The organism is Streptomyces populi (assembly GCF_002911015.1).
GTDB classification, from domain to species: domain Bacteria; phylum Actinomycetota; class Actinomycetes; order Streptomycetales; family Streptomycetaceae; genus Streptomyces; species Streptomyces populi.
Genome location: NZ_KZ626973.1, coordinates 1 through 21,357, shown reverse-complemented (window position 1 = coordinate 21,357; position 21,357 = coordinate 1). Strand labels below are relative to the sequence as shown.

The 21,357-nt window shown below is 73.0% G+C and carries 17 protein-coding genes and 3 tRNA genes; 10 read left to right on the top strand and 10 right to left on the bottom strand.

Translation table 11 applies throughout. The features are described 5' to 3' along the window. Positions 1 to 439, top strand: a 439-nt coding sequence (locus CW362_RS37575) for a class F sortase (protein ID WP_103554082.1), incomplete at its 5' end; no start/stop codon positions are given. Positions 440 to 773: 334 nt separating this feature from the next. Here the strand turns inward: CW362_RS37575 and CW362_RS37570 are convergent. Then, positions 774 to 847, bottom strand: a tRNA-Lys gene (locus tag CW362_RS37570). 183 nt (positions 848 to 1,030) lie between these two features. Here CW362_RS37570 and CW362_RS37565 point away from each other — a divergent pair. The 6 genes from CW362_RS37565 to CW362_RS37540 all read left to right on the top strand — a co-directional run bounded on the left by CW362_RS37565 (position 1,031) and on the right by CW362_RS37540 (position 8,946). Further along, on the top strand, positions 1,031 to 2,371 hold the full coding sequence (locus tag CW362_RS37565; RefSeq protein ID WP_103554080.1) for a peptidoglycan-binding protein: 1,341 nt from the start codon (positions 1,031 to 1,033) through the stop codon (positions 2,369 to 2,371). A 60-nt stretch (positions 2,372 to 2,431) separates the two neighbouring features. Then, positions 2,432 to 3,652 carry an SPFH domain-containing protein gene (locus tag CW362_RS37560; protein WP_103554079.1) on the top strand — a complete coding sequence of 407 codons (1,221 nt, stop codon included), beginning with the start codon at positions 2,432 to 2,434 and terminating at the stop codon, positions 3,650 to 3,652. 190 nt (positions 3,653 to 3,842) lie between these two features. After that, positions 3,843 to 4,496, top strand: a complete 654-nt coding sequence (locus CW362_RS37555; protein ID WP_103554078.1) for a lytic polysaccharide monooxygenase auxiliary activity family 9 protein — start codon at positions 3,843 to 3,845, stop codon at positions 4,494 to 4,496. Between the two features lie 125 nt (positions 4,497 to 4,621). Then, a complete protein-coding gene (locus CW362_RS37550; RefSeq protein ID WP_103554077.1) occupies positions 4,622 to 5,092 on the top strand; it encodes a DUF3592 domain-containing protein in 471 nt (156 codons plus the stop codon). A gap of 69 nt (positions 5,093 to 5,161) precedes the next feature. After that, on the top strand, positions 5,162 to 6,880 hold the full coding sequence (locus CW362_RS37545; protein ID WP_103554076.1) for an AMP-binding protein: 1,719 nt from the start codon (positions 5,162 to 5,164) through the stop codon (positions 6,878 to 6,880). Positions 6,881 to 7,635: 755 nt separating this feature from the next. Continuing rightward, positions 7,636 to 8,946, top strand: coding sequence for a M18 family aminopeptidase (locus CW362_RS37540; protein ID WP_103554075.1), 1,311 nt, complete (start codon positions 7,636 to 7,638; stop codon positions 8,944 to 8,946). Positions 8,947 to 9,042: 96 nt separating this feature from the next. Here the strand turns inward: CW362_RS37540 and CW362_RS37535 are convergent. The 7 genes from CW362_RS37535 to CW362_RS37505 form a co-directional block, all read right to left on the bottom strand. Beyond that, a tRNA-Lys gene (locus tag CW362_RS37535) sits at positions 9,043 to 9,116 on the bottom strand. A gap of 193 nt (positions 9,117 to 9,309) precedes the next feature. Then, the gene (locus CW362_RS37530; RefSeq protein ID WP_103554074.1) at positions 9,310 to 10,068 is read right to left on the bottom strand and encodes an IclR family transcriptional regulator; all 759 of its coding nucleotides are present in this window, start codon (positions 10,066 to 10,068) and stop codon (positions 9,310 to 9,312) included. 251 nt (positions 10,069 to 10,319) lie between these two features. Next, positions 10,320 to 11,099: an ectoine/hydroxyectoine ABC transporter ATP-binding protein EhuA gene (gene ehuA, locus CW362_RS37525; RefSeq protein ID WP_103554073.1), complete on the bottom strand. Its 780-nt coding sequence runs from the start codon at positions 11,097 to 11,099 to the stop codon at positions 10,320 to 10,322. Beyond that, positions 11,089 to 11,739 (bottom strand): ectoine/hydroxyectoine ABC transporter permease subunit EhuD, encoded by a 651-nt coding sequence (gene ehuD / locus CW362_RS37520; RefSeq protein WP_103554072.1) that lies wholly within the window; start codon positions 11,737 to 11,739, stop codon positions 11,089 to 11,091. Before ehuD ends, ehuA begins: the two co-directional genes overlap by 11 nt. Before the next feature lie 40 nt (positions 11,740 to 11,779). Continuing rightward, entirely contained in the window at positions 11,780 to 12,514 is a 735-nt protein-coding gene (gene ehuC / locus CW362_RS37515; protein ID WP_103554071.1) for an ectoine/hydroxyectoine ABC transporter permease subunit EhuC, read from the bottom strand. Beyond that, complete coding sequence (gene ehuB, locus CW362_RS37510; protein ID WP_103554070.1) at positions 12,511 to 13,452, bottom strand: ectoine/hydroxyectoine ABC transporter substrate-binding protein EhuB; 942 nt, start codon at positions 13,450 to 13,452, stop codon at positions 12,511 to 12,513. The genes ehuC and ehuB overlap by 4 nt, the downstream gene beginning before the upstream one ends. 155 nt (positions 13,453 to 13,607) lie before the next feature. Continuing rightward, complete coding sequence (locus CW362_RS37505) at positions 13,608 to 14,591, bottom strand: D-2-hydroxyacid dehydrogenase (protein WP_103554069.1); 984 nt, start codon at positions 14,589 to 14,591, stop codon at positions 13,608 to 13,610. Between the two features lie 381 nt (positions 14,592 to 14,972). Here CW362_RS37505 and CW362_RS37500 point away from each other — a divergent pair, with 381 nt between their 5' ends. Beyond that, the gene (locus tag CW362_RS37500; RefSeq protein ID WP_103554068.1) at positions 14,973 to 15,704 is read left to right on the top strand and encodes a maleate cis-trans isomerase family protein; all 732 of its coding nucleotides are present in this window, start codon (positions 14,973 to 14,975) and stop codon (positions 15,702 to 15,704) included. 282 nt (positions 15,705 to 15,986) lie between these two features. Then, complete coding sequence (locus tag CW362_RS37495; RefSeq protein ID WP_240658252.1) at positions 15,987 to 17,114, top strand: LLM class flavin-dependent oxidoreductase; 1,128 nt, start codon at positions 15,987 to 15,989, stop codon at positions 17,112 to 17,114. Here CW362_RS37495 and CW362_RS37490 read toward each other — a convergent pair. Further along, the gene (locus CW362_RS37490; RefSeq protein ID WP_103554067.1) at positions 17,105 to 19,033 is read right to left on the bottom strand and encodes a putative bifunctional diguanylate cyclase/phosphodiesterase; all 1,929 of its coding nucleotides are present in this window, start codon (positions 19,031 to 19,033) and stop codon (positions 17,105 to 17,107) included. The two genes, CW362_RS37495 and CW362_RS37490, sit on opposite strands and share 10 nt — an antisense overlap. Positions 19,034 to 19,386: 353 nt before the next feature. Here CW362_RS37490 and CW362_RS37485 point away from each other — a divergent pair, with 353 nt between their 5' ends. Next, on the top strand, positions 19,387 to 20,928 hold the full coding sequence (locus CW362_RS37485) for a M6 family metalloprotease domain-containing protein (RefSeq protein WP_103554066.1): 1,542 nt from the start codon (positions 19,387 to 19,389) through the stop codon (positions 20,926 to 20,928). Positions 20,929 to 21,119: 191 nt separating this feature from the next. Here CW362_RS37485 and CW362_RS37480 read toward each other — a convergent pair. Beyond that, a tRNA-Lys gene (locus CW362_RS37480) sits at positions 21,120 to 21,193 on the bottom strand. Positions 21,194 to 21,357 lie beyond the last annotated feature (164 nt).

The following is a 21,357-nucleotide window of genomic DNA, read 5'->3' as shown; positions in this document are numbered from 1 at the left end:
TCCCTCGATGGGGGTGCAGGCCCCCGTCGTGGCCCGTGGGCTGGACGGCCGGGGCGCCATCGAGGCGCCCCCGTTCGACCAGCCGGGTGTCGTCGGCTGGTACGCGGCGGGGGCGGAGCCGGGGTCCGTCGGGGCGGCGCTGATGGTCGCCCACGTCGACACCGAGACCCGGCCCGCGGTCTTCTACCGGCTCAGCACCGTCAAGCCCGGTGACACCGTCCGGGTCGCGCGTGACGACGGGACGGTCGCCGAGTTCACCGTGGACGACGTCCAGGTGCTGCCGCGCGACCGTTTCGACGCCCGGCAGGCCTACGGGGCACGGAAGCCGGGGCGGGCCGAGCTGCGGCTGATCACCTGCGGCGGAACCTTCGACCGGGCGGACGGCAGCTACACGGCGAACGTGGTCGTCTCGGCGTACCTCACGGGGAGCGGGCCGTAGGACGGGGGCACCCGCGGGCGGTACCGGGCCCGGTCGGCGGCCGGCTCCCCCCGAAGCCGCCGACCGGGCCGGTCCTCGACCGCGGGCGCACGGGCTGCGGGAGTAACCCGGCGCCGGCGCGGGAGGCCTGGGGTCCGCCCGCCGGAGTGACGCGGTCGGTCCGGACCGACCGACCTGGCATGGAAGCCATTTGAGGCCACCCTAGGACAGATGAGCGCCACGGTTCCTAGTCCGTTTGTCGCCAAGTCCGGGAACGGCGGGCGCCGGCTCCGGCGAGCGGCTCGCGAGCATGACGAAGGGCCCCCTCGTTCTCACGAGGAGGCCCTTCGGTCCGTGCGCCGCCAGGGACTCGAACCCCGGACCCGCTGATTAAGAGTCAGCTGCTCTAACCAACTGAGCTAGCGGCGCCTGCTGACAGGAAAACTCTACCCGACCCGCGGGGGTGCTCCTGACCAGGTGGGTGCCCCGCGGTCGGCGGGGGTGGCTCCGTACATCATTCGGACCGTCAACATGCGACGCGGGACGACAGTTGAGAAACTGACGAACGTGCAGAATTGCGGACATTTCAATCTGGAGTGTGAGGGGCGTCACATGGAGGCTCCGGTGTTCGAGGACGTCGATCCCGCGAGTGACTGCGATTGCCCCGGATGTGTTCACTGGCGGTGCGTCCTGCCCCTTTCCCCGCAGTCCGGGCCGTCCGGCTCCCCGGGCCACCCCGCCTCCCGCGCCCGTGCCCTCGGCCTCGCGGGGATGGCGCGGACCCCCGTGGCCCTCGCGCTGGCCGCCACGGCGGGAACCGTCCTCGGCGCGGTGCCGGCGGTCGCCGCCGTGCACGGACCCGCCCGGCCCGGTGTCCCCCCGGCCGACGGGCACGGCGACACCCCCCAGGGCCGCAGGGCGCCGCTGTACGGTCCGGCGGAGGGGTCGGCGCCGCTCGCCGGGCCGGAGGGGACGCTCCGGGTGCCCGCCACCACGCGGGCCGCGATCATCGGCCGGGCCAGGACCTGGATCGACGCGCAGGTGCCGTACAGCATGGACAGCTACTGGCGGGACGGGTACCGGCAGGACTGCTCCGGCTTCGTCTCGATGGCCTGGAACCTGCCGGGCAACGAATGGACCGGCAGCCTCGACAGCTTCGGGGTGCGGATCACCCGGGACCGGCTCCAGCCGGGCGACATCCTGCTCTTCCACAACCCCGCCGACCCCGAGAGGGGCTCGCACGTCGTCGTCTTCGGCGGCTGGACGGACTCCACGCACACCCAGTACGTCGCGTACGAGCAGGCTCCGCCGCACGCCAGGAAGCGGTCCACCCCGTACGCGTACTGGACGAACTCCAGTCACTACGTGCCCTATCGCTACCGGGGGGTCACCGAGGGCGCGGGCGGTTCGCCGCCCTCCACCTCGACCCGCTACCCGGGGGCCGCGTACTTCGGGAACGGCGCGGACAACGCGTACGTCACACAGCTCGGCCGGCTCCTGGTGGACCGGGGCGGGCGCCGCTTCTACACCAGGGGGCCGGGACCGCGCTGGTCGGCCGCGGACCGGCGGGCCACCCAGGCGTTCCAGCGGGCGCAGGGCTGGAGGGGAGCCGACGCGGACGGGCTGCCGGGGCCCAGGACCTGGTCGTACCTGGTCGGCAGGAAGGGCAGGGACATCCCCGCCGCGACGGCCGGGCCGGGCTCCTCGCGCGCCGTGCCCGGCTATCCGGGGCGCGCGGTGTTCCGGCCCGGGGCGAACGACGCCCATGTGACCCGACTGGGGAAGCGGCTGGTCGAGAAGGGGTTCGGCAGGTACTACACGTCCGGTCCGGGGCCGCGCTGGGGCGAGGCGGACCGGCGCAACGTCGAGGCGTTCCAGCGAGCCCAGGGCTGGCGCGGCGGGGCGGCGGACGGCTATCCGGGACCGGAGACCTGGCGGCGGCTCTTCTCCTGAGCGGTCCGGCTCCCCACGGCTCGTGAACACACTTCCAGGCGCGGAGGCATGGAGGCAGCTATGAGTACGACGACGTCAGACACTCCGGAGTCCGAGGGGGCGGCTCCGGCGGAACCCCGGCCCGACACGGCGGCCGGGGCCGGCGGTCACCGGTCCGACGCGGTGGCCGAGTGCGGCGGCGGTCACCGGCCCGCCCGGCTCATCCACAACGAGGCGACCACCGAGATCCCCGTCCACCTGCTCTTCCGCGACGACCCCGACCCGGTCTCCGTGCCGCTGGCGCCCGCGGTCGTGGGCCGTCGGCGCGGTACCGGGGAGCAGCCGAGGATCCGGCGGCCCGCGTCCGGCAGGCCCGTGCGCCCGGTGCCGGAGGTCGATCCCGAGCTGGTCGAACGGCCCGCGCGGGTGCTGCCCGGAGCGGCGGGTGTGCTGGCCGGGGCCTGTGGTGTGGCCGGATGCGCCCTCACCACCTGGTGGGCGGGTGTGCTGCCGCCCTCCGTGCAGGCGGCGCTGGAACTGCCCGGACGCGTGGGCGCCGGGCTCGGGTTCGCGCAGTGGGCCGCGTACGCCGGGGCGGGCGCCCTCGGTCTGTTCGGCTTCGGCGGCCTCGCCCGCGGCCGGACCGGGCGGGCCTGGGTGCTCGGCCTGTTCGGGCGCTACCGCGGCACGGTCCGGCGCACCGGACTGATGTGGATCAACCCGCTGGTGCTGCGCCGCCGGGTCGACGTGCGGCTGCGGCACTGGCGCGGCGAGCCGATGTCCGTGGTCGACGCGAACGGGGTCGAGCTGCGGGTGGTCGTGCTCGTCGTCTGGCGCGTCAAGGACACCGCGCGGGCCGTGCTCGCGGTCGACGACCACCGGACGTATCTGCGCGAGTGCGTGGAGGCGGCCCTCTCGCGGGTGCTCTCCCAGGTGCCGGCCGAGCTGCCGCCCGCCGTGGTCAGGGATCTGACCCTGCGCAACACGGACGCGGTCGGCGAGGCGCTGACCCGGATGGTGGCCGCGGACACGGCCCCGGTCGGCCTGGAGGTGTTCTCCGCGCAGCCGACCCGGATCGAGTACGCGCCGGAGATCGCCGCCGTGATGCAGCGCCGCCGGATCGCGGCCCTGGACGCCCAGTGCCGCGACAGCGTGCTCGGTTCGGTCGTCGACTCGGTGGAGGACACGGTGACCCGGCTGACCCTGCGGGGACTGGTCGAACTGGACGACTACGAACGCAAGGCGCTGGTGAAGGATCTGACGGTGGCGTTCTGCACGGGGCGCGGGGAGGTGTCCTCGTAGGTCCCGGCGCGGGGTGGAGGGGGCCGGCCGGGCGGGGCGTCAGGGCGAGTCCGCCGGGCCGTGCGGTCCGGGAGGGTCGGCTATTGGTATGGACACGTTCAACTACCCGCAATAATCTGACACTTGGTCTAGACCTGAATCACGCGCGCGGCTCACGGGCACATCCCCCACGTCCTCCAGGAGCAGCAGCATGCGCACACGGACGAACCAGAACCCCACCGGCCGGTCCCGCACCGGCGGGAAAGCGAAGTTGTACGCGGCGGCGCTCGGTCTCGCCACGGCGGGTACCTTCGTGCTCTCCACGGGCGGAGCCAGCGCCCACGGCTACACCGACCAGCCCCTCAGCCGGCAGAAGATGTGCGCCGCGAACGGCGGCATCGTGGCCAACTGCGGTGACATCCAGTGGGAACCGCAGAGCGTCGAGGGCCTCAAGGGCTTCCCGGCGGCGGGTCCGGCCGACGGCAGGATCTGCTCCGCGGGGCACACCAACTTCGGCCAGCTCGACCAGCCGAAGACCCCGGCGGGCACGGCCTGGCCGACCACCAGGGTCACCGCGGGAGCGAACTACACGTTCCGCTGGCAGTTCACCGCGATGCACGCGACGACCGACTTCAAGTACTTCATCACCAAGACCGGCTGGAACCAGAACCACGCGCTGACCCGCGCGGACCTGGAGACCACCCCGTTCCTGACGGTCCCCTACAACGGACAGCGCCCCCCGGCCACCCTCACGCACACCGGCACGCTGCCCGGCGGCAGGAGCGGGCACCACGTCATCCTCGGGGTGTGGACGGTCGCGGACACGACGAACGCGTTCTACTCCTGCGCGGACGTCACGTTCTGAGGTCCGGGGCCCGAGTTCTGAGCCCCCCTTGAGGAGCTGACGGCACCGGCTCGGGTATGTTCCCCGCACGTCGACATGACCATGTCGACGTGCGGGGAGCAGTATCCGACCACCGGGGGACCGTCATGAGTGCGTTTTTCTATGCCCTGCCCGGGCTGATCATCGTCCTGGTGCTCCTGCTGGCGGCCAGGGCGGTTCGCCGCGCACTGGAGCTGCGCAGCGCCTGGAGCAGCGGACTGACCGCGGAGGCGCGCTGTCTGCGCTCGTACACGACCGTCAGCGGAGGCGGCCACGACACCTCCGTCACCACGACCCTCCACCACGTCTACGAGTTCACGACACGCGACGGCCGTGTGATCCGCTTCGAGGAGAGCAACGGACGGCCGACGGTCGTCGAGGGCGACATCGTCACCGTGCACTACGCCGCCCAGCAGCCCGAGAAGGCGACGGCGCACGCGCCGAGCCCGCTCAGGGCGGCCACGGGCACCATCGTCCTGGTCGCCTTCTGCGGGATGGTCATAGCCTTCTGCGTCTTCTTCATGATCAGTTTCCATGAGATGTCCGAGGGCATGGACTCGCTCATCGACGGGATCTGAGGCGCGCGCGTCCGGGTCCGGGCGCACGGCTCTCCACATCTGACGGTCAGTCAATTACCTTGCGGTCTCATGGAGTCCACGAGGCGCACCGTCGGGGAGCTCGTACGGGAGAGGTGGGGCGACCACCGGCCGGGACTGTGGTTCGAAGGCGGGGTCGTCAGCCATCACCAGGTGGCGGCGGGCGCGGCGGCGCGTGCGGCACTGCTCGCCGAGACACTGCCGTCCGGCGCGGAGCCGCACGTGGGGGTGCTGCTCGACAACACCCCCGAATACCCCCTGTGGCTGGGCGCGGCCGCCCTCGCCGGTGCCGCCGTCGCGGGCATCAACCCGACCCGGCGCGGCCCCGAACTGGCCCGGGACATCCTGCACACCGAGTGCCGCGTCCTGGTCACCGAGCGGACGCATCTGCCGCTCCTCGACGGACTCGAACTCCCCGGCGTACGCGTCCTGGTGACCGACACGGCCGCCTACGCGGATCTCCTGAAGACGTACGAGGGCGCGCGGCCGGACGCCGGCGGGGCGGGCCCGGACAGCCGGTTCCTGCTGCTCTTCACGTCCGGTTCGACCGGCGCGCCCAAGGCCGCGATCTGCACCCAGGGCAGGATCGCCGCCGCCGGCCACTCGCTCGTCGGTCACTTCGGGGTGCGCGCGGACGACACCCACTACATCTGCATGCCGATGTTCCACGGCAACGCGGTGATCGCCGACTGGGCCCCGGCGCTGGCGGCCGGTGCGGGGATCGCGCTGCGGCGCCGGTTCTCGGCGTCCGGCTTCCTCCCCGACGTGCGGGCCTGCGGAGCCACGTACTTCACCTATGTCGGCCGTGCCGTGCAGTACCTGCTGGCCACGCCCGCCCGCCCCGACGACCGCGACAACCCGCTGCGCCTGGGATTCGGCACGGAGGCCGGCGCGGTCGACGCGGCCGCCTTCGAGAAGCGCTTCGGGGCGCGGCTGGTCGAGGGGTACGGCTCCTCGGAGGGCGGCGCCGCCGTCCAGCGCGTGCCCGGCACCCCGGCCGGGGCGATCGGCCGGGCGGCGCCCTCGGACGACCTCGCGGTGATCGACCCGGAGACCCGGCGCGAGTGCCCGCCGGCCGTCTTCGCCGGGGACGGGCGTCTGCTCAACGGCGCCGACGCGATAGGGGAGCTGGTGAACCGGGGCACCAGTCTCTTCGAGGGGTACTGGCGCAATCCGGAGGCCGAGGAGGCCCGCCGCCGGGGGGCGTCGCCCCGGCCGGGGGAAGGCGGGGCGGGAGAGGAGGGCGGGGCCGGGACGGGGAAGGGCTGGTACTGGACCGGTGACCTCTTCTACCGCGACGCCGAGGGGTTCCTCTACTTCGCCGGACGGAGCGACGACCGGCTGCGCGTCGACAGTGAGAACCTCGCCGCCGCGATGATCGAGAACATCCTCGCCCGGTACGAGGACGCCGCCGCCGTCGCGGTGTACGCCGTACCGGATCCGGTGGCGGGCGACCAGGTGATGGCGACCCTGGCCCTGAAGGAGGGCACCCGCTTCGCTCCTTCGCCCTTCGCGCGGTTCCTGCTCGTCCAGCCGGACCTGGGAACGAAGATGGCGCCCCGGTTCCTGCGGATCGTGGAGCGGATGCCCGTCACCGCCACCAACAAGATCCACCGGGTGGCCCTGAGGCGCGAGGGCTTCCGCTGCGCCGACCCGGTGTGGTGGCGGCCCCCGGGGGAGCCGTCGTACCGGAGGCTGACGGCGGCGGACACGGACGAACTGGTGGCCCGGTACCGGGCCCACGGCCGGGAGGAACTGCTGACGCGGTGACCGCCGGGACGGGGCGGGGCCGGGGGCAGCCCGGGGGACCCGCTGCCGGGCCGGGCGTGCCGGTGCCGTTCGTGGCCCCTGGCCGTTCTCCCGCCGGGACCTCGTGGGCGGGGCGGCCGTATGGGATGTGCCCCGGCCCGGGTGCCCTTCCCGGTGCCGACGGCGTTCGCGGTCCGGGCCGGGGTGAGGTGTCCGCCGCCCGCACTCGCGTCCGGGAGCGAGGGGCCACCCCGCGCGCCGGGTGCACGGGGTCCGGTGCCGACCGCTCCCGGGAGCCGCCCGGGCGGGGGCGTCCGGGCGGAGGACGTCCGGCGGTGGCTTTCGAACGGTGGTGACCGGAGGCATCCCCGCCGCCTTCCGCGGGGAGGATATCCGGGCACGTCTGCCGAGGGGCCCCGCGCCGGAGGCCCGAGCCGAGGGAGGAAGGGCGTCGCGTTGCCTGATCCGGGTCGCGGACACGGAAGTCGCGGGGCCATGCCGCCCCGGCCCGCGCCCGCGCCGGTGACGTCGGCGGTCCGGACGCCGACGGTCTCGACGCCGGCGGTCCGGACGGTGACGGAGGTGCCACCGGCACCGGGGTCACGGCCCGGTCGGTTGCTTGTCATGCCCCTGCGGCTCAGAGCGCCTCCCGGGAGGGCCGCCGCCCCGGCCGGACCGCGCGCCCCGGGAGGACCGTGACCCGGCCGGACCGTGCCCGGCGGGAGACGGTCCGACGACCCCCGCCCCACCCCCTCGACGGCACCCGAAAGGCAATCATGTCCCCCACGCATGACACGCTCGATCGCGGACACAACGACGACCTGTTCAGCTTCGTCCGGGCCAGCCCCTCGCCGTACCACGTGGTGGCGAGCGCGGTGCAGCGCCTGGAGAAGGCGGGTTTCGCGGAGCTGCGGGAGCGGGACGACTGGACGGCCGGAGCCGGGGGAGGCCGCTATGTCGTCCGCGGGGGAGCGCTGATCGCCTGGTACGCCCCGCCGGGCGCCCCCGCCCGCACCCCGTTCCGGATCGTCGGCGCCCATACCGACTCGCCGAACCTGCGGGTCAAGCCCGCGCCGGACACCGGATCCGCGGGGTGGCGGCAGATCGGCGTGGAGATCTACGGCGCGGTGCCGCTCAACACCTGGCTCGACCGGGATCTCGGCGTCTCGGGGCGGCTGGTCCTGCGGGACGGTTCGACCCGGCTGGTCCGCGTCGACAAGCCGCTGCTGCGGGTGCCGCAGCTCGCCATCCACCTCGACCGGACCGTCAACGAGGGGCTGGCCCTGGACCCACAGCGGCACATGACCCCGCTGTGGGGGCTCGGCGGCCCCCGGTCCGGTGCCCTGCTCGCCCGGATCGCGGACGAGGCGGGCACCGACTCCACGGAGGTCCTCGGCTGGGACCTCATGCTGCACGACGTCCAGCCGCCCGGATATCTGGGCGCGGACGAGGAGTTCATCGTCGCGTCGCGCCTCGACAACCAGATCTCGGTGCACGCGGGTGTCGCCGCCCTGGTCGCCGCCGCCGGCGCGGCACGGCCGCCCGCGTGCGTACCGGTGCTCGCCGCCTTCGACCACGAGGAGGTCGGCAGCGGATCGGAGTCCGGTGCCCAGGGCCCCTTCCTGGAACGGGTGCTGGGCCGCGGCGTGACCGCCCGGGGCGGCGGACCGGAGGACTTCGACCGTGCCCTGGCCGGTGCCCTGTGCGTCTCCTCCGACATGTCCCACGCGGTCCACCCCAACCACGCCGAACGCCATGAACCGGACCACCGCCCGCTGCCCAACGGCGGCCCCGTGATCAAGGTCAACGTCAACCAGCGGTACGCCACCGACGGCACCGGTGTCGCCGCCTTCGCCGCCGCGTGCGAACGGGCCGGGGTGCCGTGGCAGCCGTTCGTCTCCCACAACGCGATGCCGTGCGGGACGTCGATCGGTCCGATCATCGCGGCGCGCCTCGGCGTGGCGACGGTCGACGTGGGGGTGGCGGGGCTGTCGATGCACTCGGCGCGCGAACTGTGCGGGGCACGGGATCCGGAGCTGCTGGCGCGGGTGCTGACCGAGTTCGTCACGGCGGAGCGGTCCGGGTGACCGGAGGGGAGCGGGGTTCCCGGAGCGGGGTTCCCGGAGCGGGGTTCCCGGACATGCGTGAAGGCCCCCCACACGCGTGGAGGGCCTTCATCTAGGTGCGCCGCCAGGGACTCGAACCCCGGACCCGCTGATTAAGAGTCAGCTGCTCTAACCAACTGAGCTAGCGGCGCATGACTCTCGCCTTCCGCTTCCGCGGTCGGCGACAAAAGAAATACTACCTGGTCCGCGGGGGTGCTTCCGACCGGCCGCGCGGACCACGCGCGAGCCCCACCGTTCGGCCGCGCGCCCGGCCCGGTGCCGACGGAGCGGCGGACCGGGGCCCGCACCCGTGCGGGCCCGTCGCGCCCTGTCTGGTGGCGCCCGTCAGATGGCGAGGGAGAGCAGTACCGGAGTCGCTCCGCGGTTCAGCGTGTCCGCGGCGCGGCGGAGCCGGTGGGCGTGCTCGACCGGGAGGGAGAGGGCGAGGCAGCCCACGGAGGAGCCGGCGGTGATCGGGACGGCTGCGCAGACCGTGCCGATCGCGTACTCCTGGAGGTCGAGCACGGGCACGGTGGCCGGCTGGGAGTCGAGACGGGAGAGCAGGAGGCGCTCGCTGGTGATGGTCCGCGAGGTGAGCCGGGCCATCTTGTGGCGGGCGAGGTGGTCGCGGCGGCCGTTGTGGTCGAGCTGGCCGAGAAGGCTCTTGCCGACCGCGCTGGCGTGCGCCGAGGAGCGGAAGTCGACCCATTCGTTGACCGCGGGGGTGGACGGGCTCTCCGCGTACTGGGTGACGCGCACCTCGCCGTCGATGTAGCGGCTGATGTAGATCGCGGCGCCGACCGAGTCGCGGAGCCGGTCGATCGTGTGCTGGAGCTTGTCGCGCAGCGCCTGCTCACGGCCGTGGGCGGAACCGAGCCGGCCGAGGGCGGCGCCGGTGACGTACGCGCCGTCCGTGACCTGCTCGACGTAGCCCTCCCGGCGCAGCATGCGCAGCAGGGCGGCCAGCCGGTCGGCGCCGATGCCGCACTGGCGGGCGAGCTCGGTCTCGGTGACGCCGGTCGTGCGGTGCGAGACCGTCTCCAGGACGCGCAGCGCGTCCTGGGCCGAGTGGTACGGCGCGGTCGGCTCGTTCTTCAGCGCCACGGTTTCCCCCTGCGCTTCATGGCCCGGCTCAAAAATGACGTCGGCCCGGACAGCTGGGCTCCTTACACGATAACGGCCAAGGTGCCGTCCGCGGCGGTCTGTTGACGAGATTGACGGCGCGCTCCACGCCTCCCAGCAGGAGCGCGCCACGCTGGCATATGCCAAAGGCATGGAACCTCGGGCATGACCCGTCGGCCGGACCTCGTACCTTGCCGCGGGCGCCCCCTCCGCCCGCCGTCCGTCCCCCGACGTCAGAGGACCGCGCCGAGGAATTCCCTGGTCCGCTCGTGCTCCGGGTCGCCGAAGATCTTCTCCGGCGGCCCGGACTCGATGACATGGCCGGAATCGAACATGAGGACCTGGTCCGAGATGTCCCTGGCGAAATTCATCTCGTGGGTCACGCAGAGCATCGTGATGTCCGTGGTGCGGGCGATGTCGCGCAGGACGTCCAGGACGCCCGCGACCAGTTCGGGGTCGAGCGCGGAGGTCACCTCGTCCAGCAGCAGGATCCGCGGACGCATGGCCAGCGCGCGGGCGATGGCCACGCGCTGCTGCTGGCCGCCGGACAGCCGGCCCGGCCGCTGGTCGCACTTGTCCGCGAGGCCGACCAGGTCCAGCAGTCCCCGGGCCCGCTCCTCGGCCTCGTCCCTGGACAGACCGAGGACGGTCACCGGCGCCTCGGTGACGTTCCTGAGCACGCTCATGTTCGGGAACAGGTTGAACTGCTGGAAGACCATCCCGATCTTCTTGCGGACCTCGCGGACCTGCTTGCCCGGGGCGGGGAAGAGCCGGTCCCCGGCGACCGTGATCGTGCCCTCGTCCGGCCGGGTCAGGGTCATCAGCAGCCGCAGGATCGTCGTCTTGCCGGAGCCGGACGGGCCGATCAGCGTGACGTGCCTGCCGGAGTCGACGCGGAAGTCGAGGCCGTCGAGGACGGTGGTGTCGCCGAAGCGCTTGGTGACCTTGTCGAAGCGGATCAGCTCGCCGCCGTCCACCGGGGGGTTGTCGAGGATGTTCGTGTCAGCGGGCAAGGCGTCGCTCCAGGGCTCGCAGCAGCAGGGAAGCCGGGTAGGAAATGAGGACGAAGGCCACACCGATGACCGTGAGCGGCTCCGTGAACCGGAAGTGCTGCTGCGCGTACAGCCGCGACTCGCCGAGCATCTCCAGCACGGTGACGGTCATCAGCAGCGGGGTGTCCTTGAGCATCGCGATGACGTAGTTGCCGAGCGCCGGCACCACCCGGCGGAGCGCCTGCGGCAGGATCACCGCCGTCCAGGTGCGCCGCGCGGGCAGGCCGAGCGCGGTGGCCGCCTCCCACTGGCCGGCGGGCACGCCCTCGATGCCGGCCCGGTAGACCTGCATCGTGTACGTCGAGTAGTGCAGCCCGATCGCGATCACACCGGTGGTCAGCGCGGAGAGCGCGATGTTCCACTCGGGCAGCACGTAGAAGAGGAAGAACAGCTGTACCAGCAGCGGGGTGTCGCGCACGAACTCGGTGGCAGCCCCGACCGGCCAGCGCACCCAGCGGCTCGGGGCGCGCATCAGCAGCGCCCACACCAGGCCGAGGGCGAACGAGATCGCCGAGCCGAGGGCCAGCGCCTGGAGGGTGACCAGCAGGCCGTCCCGGAAGTGCGGCACGAAGTCGCCGACGGCGTTCCAGTCCCACGTCATGAGGCACCACCGATCGTCGTCCGGAGAAGGGGTACGGCACTCATGAGGCACCTCCGCCGACGGTCGCACCGGCCCCCGCGCCGGCCGTCGCGGTCCGCTTCGCCTCCCGGGCCGGCGCGCTGTCCGGCGCCCCGCCGACCCCGGCCTTCAGCCGCTTCTCCAGGCCGCGCATCAGCCGGGTGAGCAGGAAGGCCATGACGAAGTAGATGAGCAGGACGTACGTGTAGACCTCCGCGCTCTGCTGCAACGCGAGCCGCACCAGCGTGGCGCTGAACGTCAGATCGCCCATGCCCATCACGGAGACGAGCGCCGTGCCCTTGAGCAGTTCGACCAGCAGGTTGGAGAAGGGCGGGATCATCTCCGGCACCGCCTGCGGCAGCAGGATCAGCCGCATCCGCTGCCAGGGCGTGAAACCGAGCGCGATCCCGCCCTCGCGCTGCGCCGGGTCGACCGCCTTCAGCGCGCCGCGCACGATCTCGGAGCCGTACGCCCCGTACGTCAGTCCCAGCGCCAGCGTGCCCGCCCACAGCGGGACGAGCTGCCAGCCGAAGGCGAGCGGCAGCACGAAGTACACCCAGAAGATCATGATCAGCGCGGAGGTGCCGCGGAACACCTCGGTGTAGAGGCCCGCGAGGAAGCGGACGGCCCACCGTCGCGACGTGCGCGCGATTCCCGCGAGGAAGGACATGGCTCCGGCCAGCAACGCGCTGAGGAACAGCAGTTGGACGGTGACCCAGATCCCTTCGAGGACGAGTTTCCAGAGTCCCGGTGTCATCCGCGGCACAGCTCCTTCGCCGTCATGTCGGTCATCTCGGCCTCGGTGAAGCCGAACGGCCGCAGGATGCGGAAGACTTCGCCGCTCTCCTTCATCTTCCGCAGTTCGGCGTTGAAGGCGTCCCGCAGCCGCGTCTCCGCCGAACGGAACGCGAAACCGCCACCGTCGACGTGCGGTTTCCCCTTGACCAGCGGCGCGAAGGCCTTGGTGCTCTCGGCCTCGGACGACTTGCGCACCACCTCGCGGACGGTCAGCGCCGTCCCCGCGAAGACGTCCGCCCTCCCCGCCTCGACCGCGTTCAGCCCGGCGACCTGGTCGGGCACGATCAGGATGTCGCTCTCCTCGTACCCGGCCTCGACCGCGTACTGGATCTCCGCGTAGCCGGTCCCGGTCGCGAACCTCGCCTTCTTCGCCACGACGTCCCGGTAGTCGTGCAGCCCCTTCGGATTGCCCTTGCGCACGACGAACGCGTCGAGCATCCGGTAGTCCGGGTCGGCGAAGACGACCTGCTCGCAGCGCTCGGCGTTGATGTACATCCCGGCCGAGACGACGTCGAACTGCTGCGAGTCGAGCCCGGGTATGAGGGAGCCGAACTCGGTCGGCACCGGCTGGACCCGGTCGACGCCCAGCCGCTTGAAGACCGCCTTGGCGAGTTCCGGCGCCTCTCCGGTGAGCCGGCCGTCCCTGTCGATGTAGCCGAAGGGGACCTCGCCCGCGATGCCGAGGCGGACGACGCCCTGTGCCCTCAGCCGGTCGAGGAGATCACCGCCGTGCGCCGACGACGCCGTGGCCACCCGGCTACAGCCGGCGGCGCCGAGCGCGCCGACCGCCGCGACCGCCGTCAGCAGCGACCGGCGGGTGGTCCCGGACGGGTGTCTTTCCCTTCCGCGTTCGTTCCCGCGTTCATTTCCACGTCCGTTCCCAAGTGGTGGAGCCATGGGCGCGCGGCTACCCGGGACCATGCGATGTATGCGGACCGGTTCCGGCCCCGTACGTCCGGTACGCCCTCGTCCTGCGCGGCGGCCGTCGAGGAATCCTGCGGCCCCCGGCCCCGCGGGACTTGGACCGGGACCCCGGTCCTTCCCCGGGCGGATCAGTGCCCCGGCACGTACCCGCGCTTCTTGTCGACCACGTTCGACAGCGGCTTGCCCGCCGCCCAGCGCTCGTACAACTCCACGAACTGCGCGCTCAGTTCGTCCTGCCAGCCGACCGTGTCGCCGCTCATGTGCGGCGACACGATCAGACCCGGGACGGACCACAACGGGCTGTCACGGCCGAGCGGTTCGTGCTGGAAGACGTCGAGGGCCGCGCCCGCGATCCACCGTTTCGACAGTGCCTCGGCGAGCGCCTCCTCGACGACGAGCTGCCCGCGACCGACATTGACGAAGCGGGCCGACGGCTGCATCATCCCGAAGCGCCGGGCGTCGAACATGCCGCGGGTCTCCGCGGTGAGCGGGGCGGCGGACACCACCCAGTCGGCGCGCGCCATCAGCCGGTCCAGTTCTCCGGGACCGTGGATCCCGGTGCGCGGGACGCGCCCCACCAGGGCCGTGGTGACGTCGAGCGCCTTGAGGGTGCGGGCGATCGCCCGTCCGATCGGCCCCGATCCCACCACGCAGGCGCGGGTCCCGGCCACCCGCTGGGACTCGCGGTGCCGCCACTCGTGCTGCCGCTGAAGGTCCCAGGTCCGCGGAAGGTCCTTCGCCATGGCGAGGACCAGGGCGGCCACGTACTCGGCGATCGGCCGGTCGAAGACGCCGCGCGCGTTGGTCACCACCGTGTCGGAGGCGGTGAGCTCGGGGCACATCAGGTGCTCCACGCCCGCGCCGGCGGCGTGCACCCAGCGCGGCCGCGGCCCCTCGCCCGGCCAGGCGCGGCGTACGGCGTGCGAGGCCAGGTCCCACACGAGCAGCACGTCCGCGTGCGGCAGCCGCTCCGCGAGCGTGGACTCGTCGGCGTACTCGATCCGCACCCGGCCGGTGAGCCGGCCCAGCCGGGGGAGCGGGTCGGTGCCCAGGACGAGCAGGGTGGGCCGGACCGACGGACGGGACGTGCCGGGGGACGTACGGGCGCTCATCGGGGGAAACCGTTTCGCAAGGCGGGTCCGCTCCTCTGGGGGATCCTGGGGCGAGATGACCGGGGACACGTGCGGGCGGACGAGGACCGGGCCGTCCGGGACGCGCGGACCGGCCACGCCCGGACCCGAACCTACCTTCGCCAACAAGGGCGCGCATACGGTCCGTTGTCCGCCCGTTCGCTCCTCCGGGCCCGGTGCCCGCCACGGGCGGCCCCCTCCGGGCGGCGGCAGAGCCGCGGATCCGGTGATCCCGGCCGGCCGGGTGACGACGTGGGCGGCACCGCGCCGACGGGGTACCCGGGCGGTGGACCTCTGTCCGCGGCTGATTGACCGGGCCGCCGACCGGGGACCCGTACTTCCCGGAGAACAGGAAGGTTGGGCATGACCGCACTCGGATTCCTCTACCCCGGCCACTCGGCCGAGGACGACTACCCGCGCATCGAACAACTGCTCGGCAGCGACATCCGTCTGACCCTCGTCCACACGGACGAGGAGGACGTCCACCGGACGGAAGCGCTCCGCGAGGCGGGCTCGGCGCGGCGTCTCGCGGCGGGCGTCGAGGAGCTGCGCCTGTCCGGTGCGGAGGCGGTGGTCTGGGCGTGCGTGAGCGGCGGCTCCGCGCACGGGGCGCAGGGCGCCCACGATCAGGTCCGCGGCCTCGCCAGGGCGGCCGGCCTGCCCGCCTCCTCGACGTCCTTCGCCTTCACGCACGCGGCGCGGGAGATCGGGGCGGCCCGGGTCGCGATCGGGGCTGCCTGCCCCGACGACGTGGCCGCGCTCTTCGCGGCGTTCCTGGAGGAGACCGGTACGGAGGTGGCCGCGGTGCGGGGCTCCGGCGCCGTCGCCGCCACCGGGACCGCCGACTGGGACTACGACCGGGTCCTCGCCCTGGCCCGCGAGGCGGACCACCCGGACGCCGGCGCGGTCCTCCTCCCCGACACGGCCCTGCACACCGTCTCCCACCTCACGGCCCTGGAGGAGGACCTGGCCAAACCGGTCCTCACCGCGGCCCAGGTCACGGTCTGGGAGGCCCTGCGCCTGACGGACCGCAGGGTGAACGCCCCGGCCCTCGGCACCCTCTTCACGAGGGAGCCGATCGTCCAGGCGGAGTGAGGATCCGGCTCTCCGGGAGAATCCGGCCCCTCCGGCGTTCGAGGAGCCGGGGTCCGGGGGTGGGGCCCCAGGTGCGACGGGGGTCCCCCTGGTCTGGGGGTCCCTCCCGGCCGAAGGCTGGGGGAGAAGCCGAGACCTTGGGGGAGGGAAGGGGCGGAGGGGGGGGCGAAACGACCCCCAGCCCCGTCCCGGGGAGCCGTCCGGCCCGCCCGGGGAATAACCGGAGGCATCCTCCTGTTCGTAGGGCGAGGAGACAACGCGTACGCGACAGGAGGCACCCCGGTGGACGAGACGGTGGACGAAGCGGCCCAGAGGGACGGGATCCGCGGCACGGCACGGGGCACCGCGCCCGTGCCCCTGTCCGTACTGGACCTGGTCACCGTGGGCGCGGGCCGCACCGCGACCGACGCCCTGCGCACCAGCGTCGAGATCGCCCGCCTCGCGGACTCCCGCGGCTTCCACCGCTACTGGGTGGCCGAACACCACTCGATGCCCGGGGTCGCCAGCTCCTCGCCCGCGGTGATCCTCGCCCACCTGGCCGCCCACACGGACCGCGTCCGCCTCGGCTCCGGCGGAGTGATGCTCCCCAACCACGCCCCGCTGGTCATCGCCGAGCAGTTCGGCACGCTGGAGGCGATGGCCCCGGGCCGCATCGACCTCGGCCTCGGCCGGGCCCCGGGCACGGACGGCGCCACGGCCGCCGCGCTGCGCCGCACCCAGCGCCTGAACGAGGGCGCCGACGACTTCCCCGACCAGCTCGCGGAACTCGTCCGCTTCCTGGACGACGACTTCCCCGACGGCCACCCCTACGCCCGGATCCACGCCGTCCCCGGTCCGGTCCAGGCGACCTCGCCGGGCGGTGTCCAGTCCCGGCACCGGCCCCCGGTCTGGCTGCTCGGCTCCTCCGGCTTCAGCGCCCGCCTCGCCGGGGCCCTCGGTCTCCCCTTCGCCTTCGCGCACCACTTCTCGGCGCAGAACACGATCCCGGCGCTCGACCTCTACCGCGATTCCTTCCGGCCGAGCGCGGTCCTCGACGCCCCGTACGCCCTCATCGGGGTCGCCGCCATCGCCGCGGACGAGGAGAAGGAGGCCCGTCGGCAGGTGCTGGCCGCCGCCCTGAGCATGGTCCGCCTGCGCACCGGGCGTCCCGGTCTCGTACCGACCCCGGAAGAGGCGGAGGCCTATGAATTCAGCGCGATGGAGCGGGAGTTCGTCGGTTCCTGGAACGCCAACGTCATCCACGGCACCGCCGACGAGGTGCGCGCCGGCCTCGACGACCTCCAGAAGCGCACCGGCGCCGACGAGTTGATGATCACGGGCAACGCGCACAGCGGTGACGTACGGCTGCGCTCGTACGAACTGATCGCGGACGCCTACGGGTTGACCGGGGAGCGGGGCGCTCAGGGCTGAGGACAGGCCGCCGCCGTCAGGAGCGCGGAGATGCGTTCCGGTGTCACCGGCCGGGAGTACAGCCAGCCCTGGCCGGTGTCGCAGCCGATCCCGCGCAGTCGTGACGCCTGCGAGGGGGTCTCCACGCATTCGGCGGTGACCGTCAGGCCGAGCCGGTGGGCGAGCTGGATGAGCGCCTCGACGATGACCTCGTCGGCCGGGTTGGGACGGTCGGAGGAACCGTCGGCGTTCTCGTACTGGAAGCCGCGGACGAAGGAACCGTCCAGTTTCAGCACGGACACCGGGAGCCTGCTCAGGTAGGCGAGGTTCGAGTAGCCGGTGCCGAAGTCGTCGATGGCGATGCGCACCCCCATGTCGCTGAGGGCTTGCAGCGCCTGGAGCGGCCGACCCGCCGAGCCCATCACCGCCGACTCCGTCAGCTCGAGCTGGAGCAGGTTCGGGGCCAGTCCGGTCTCCGTCAGGATCTTCGCCACGTCCGCCACCAGGTCGGAGTCCCAGACCTGGCGCACGGCGACGTTGACGCTGACGAAGATCGGCGGGGCGTCGGGACGGTCCAGCTGCCAGCGGCGGGCCTGGCGGCAGGCGGTGGCCAGCACCCAGCGGCCGAGCTGGACGATCGAGCCGTTCTCCTCGGCCAGTCCGATGAACCGGTTCGGTGTGAGCGTCCCGAACCTCGGGTGGTTCCAGCGGACGAGCGCCTCGACCCCGTGCACACCGCCGTCCTCCATGCCCACCAACGGCTGGTACTCCAGGGTGAACTCGCCCCGCTCGACGGCCGAACGGAGGGTGGACGACAGGGCCTGGCGGGTCATGCGGTGCGCGTTGCGCTCCGGGTCGAAGAGCGTCCAGCGGCCCTTGCCGTCCGCCTTCGCCCAGTACAGCGTGGTGTCCGCGGCCTGCATCAGACCGGTCGCGGTGGTACCGGCGGCGCGCCGCTCGACGACCCCGATGGACGCCGACAGGGACAGCCGCTGTCCCGACAGGTCGAACGGCGCCTGGAGCGCCTTCAGCGCGGACTCGGCGAGGTCCGCGAGCTGGTCGGTTCCCGTCGAGTCCTCGACGAGCAGCGCGAACTCGTCCCCTCCCAGCCGTGCCACCAGGGGAGCGGCCGCCCTGGTGAGGCCGGCCGCCTCGGCGCAGCGCGTCAGACGCTCCGCGACGGCCGCGAGCAGCCGGTCCCCGACCCGGTGGCCGAGGGTGTCGTTGACCGCCTTGAACCCGTCCAGGTCCAGATAGCAGAGCCCGATCCGGCCGGTGCCGCACTCCTCGTACGTCTCCGCCTCCAGCGCCGCCGACAGGCGCTCGAAGAACAGCGCCCGGTTGGGCAGCCGGGTCACCGGGTCGTGCATCTGCAAGTGGCGCAGCCGCGCCTGGAGTTCACGCTTCGCGCCGATGTCGGCGACCGAGATCAGGACCGCCCGTTCCGGCGGGGGCAGCGGCGCGATCGTGACCTGCGCCCAGATCGCGTGGCCGTCGGGGTGCCTGAGCCGGCGGGTGCAGCGCAGCCGGGCCTGGCTGCCGCCCAGCATCTCGTGGTACGTCTGCCGGGTGCGGGGGTCGGAGTCCAGGTCCATCAGGTCGGCGGCGGCCCGCCCGACGAACGTCCGCGCCCCGGCGCCGAACAGGGTGCCCAGCGCTTCGTTGGCGGTGACGACGAGGCCCTCGCGGTCGACGACGGCCATCGCGAGAGGGGCGGTGGCGAAGGCGGCGTGGAAGGTACGGAGTGACGTTCCGTCGGGAACCGCCGTGGGCGCGGGCGTTCCGGAGGACGGTCCCGGCGCCGCGGGAGGTACGGAGGGGACGGGTGGGCCGGGAGAGGTCCCGGCGGACGTACGAGAAGACGTGTCGACGTGACGTTCTGTGACGGCCGGCCGGACGAGGTCTCCCGCGGGCGCCGGCCCTTCGGACGTTCCGCTCACCGCTCGCTCCCGCAGTGCACTCGTTCTTCGTATGGGTCTCTCGGGGTGGTCGGCCGGTGATGGGCGGCCGCACAAGCCGTGTCCGTGCAGGAAAGTGTGCCGATCATAGAGGCTGTCCCCGAAACGGTGCAGCCACTGTCCAGTGTCCAGGAACAACCACCTCTTCTGACAGATCGTTTCTGCCTGTTATCCGGACGGGTTCCCTCTCCTGTGGACCGCACGTGACGTTCCGTGCACGTTCGGGGGTGTCGGCCGATCACCGGCTCACTCTTCCGGTTCAGACAAACAGGGCAAAATAGTACAAATTCAATCAGGCTGGATGCGGTGTCCCGAAACCGCATCCGGAGGTCGACGTGCCGCGTCCGCTCCCCCTGAGGGTTCTCGCCCGCGAGGCACTGCGCGGTCTCGCCCGCGACGGGACGCCCCGCTGGCGCAGCACCGCGGCCATGTTCACCTCGATGACCGCGCTCGCCGCGACCTCCCTGGGGCCGGGCCACGCGCTCGCCGAACCCCTCGCGTCGCCCTGCGCCCTGACGCGGACCGCGGCGCACCACTCGGAGGGCGCCGACACCTGGAACACCGCCTACGAACGCCCCACCCGTCCCCTCGACGCGGTGATGGTCTTCCTGTCCTTCCCCGACTCCACCCCGCGCACCACGCCCGCCGAGCTGACCGGCGACTACTTCCCGGCCACCAGCCGTTTCTTCGAGCGCGCCTCGTACGGCAGGTTCACGGTCCGGCCGCACCCCCGGCGCACCTGGATCCAGATGCCGCACCCCTCCACGTCGTACGCCATACAGCGCGACTGGAACGCCGGCGACCGTGCCGCCTATCTGCGCGACGCCCTGTCCGTGGCCGATCCGCGGGTCGACTTCTCGCGCTACGACGTCGTCTACTTCGTCGCGGACCCGGACGCGCCCGGTGTCGACTCGGACGCCACGAAGGTCGTCAACCTGGACGCGCCGCTGCACGCGGACGGCAAGAGCATCCGGCGCGTCGTCACGGTCTTCGAGAAGCATCCGCCGGACCGTCTCGTCCTCGCGCACGAGACCGGTCACGTCTTCGACCTGCCCGACCTCTATCACCGCCCCACCGACGGCAAGGGCGACTGGGACACCTATGTGGGCGACTGGGACCTCATGGGCAGCCAGTTCGGCCTCGCCCCCGACCTCTTCGGCTGGCACAAGTGGCGGCTGGGATGGCTGGAACCGCACCAGGTGGCGTGCGTACTGGGCTCCGGCACCACGCGGCTGACCCTGGAACCGCTGGAGACCGGACCCGTCGGCCCGGAGGCCGGCTCCGCGGCCGGTTCGGCCGGTTCGGCCGGCGCGGGCGCCGGGGGAGCCGCCGTCGCCGAGGCGCCGGCGGTCTCCCCGGCCGTGTCGGCGACGAGCGGACCGGCCGCGTCGACCGCGTCGAGGGGGACGGGGGAGGTCCGGCAGGGACCGCGGGTACCTCCGGGCGGGCGGCGGGGGTCCTCGCCCGGTCGGGGCGCGCCGGTCACGTCGGCGAACGCGGTGGGCGTGGCGGCTCCCCCCGGTTCGGAGACCTTCGGAGCCGGCCGGGGCACCAAACTGGCGGTGGTCCCGACGGGCCCGGACAGCGCGATCGCCCTGGAGGCGCGCGGACCGGCGGGCAACGACGGCTCGACGTGCGAGCAGGGCGTCCTCGTCTACCGGGTCCGCAGCAGGACCGAGTCGGGCAGCGGCCCCATCCAGGTCCTCGACGCGCACCCCCGTACCGAGTCCTGCTGGGAGGACTCCGTCTACCCGCCTCTCGCCGACGCCCCGGTGAGCCTCGGGGAGAGCTTCGGGGTGCCGGGAGCGCACGTTCGCGTCCAGGTGGAGGACCGGACGGCCTCGGGGGCCTGGACGGTGAGGATCACGACGGGCTGAGCCGCCGCTCGCGACGGCGGTCGCCGTGGCGGAGGCCGTCGCGGCAGGGGTGGCAAGGGTGGCAGGGGTGGCCTCCGCGCCGGGGCGACCGGCCGACGGAAACGGTGTCCGGCGGCGGGTTCCACGGCGGTGGCGGAAACGACGAGAGCGGGACGCTCGCGTTTCCGCGAATCATCCCGCTCTCGTTGGCGTGCGCCGCCAGGGACTCGAACCCCGGACCCGCTGATTAAGAGTCAGCTGCTCTAACCAACTGAGCTAGCGGCGCCTGCTGACGTCGTAGACCTTAGCATCCTGATCGGCGCGAGGAAAAATCGATATCCGCACCGCCGACGCCGCCGCCGCGCGGGCCGCCCGTACGGCGGCCCAGAGCAGGATCTCGGGGCCGGGGAGCCAGGGCCGCCGCGTGTCGGGGGCCACCAGCCAGCGGGA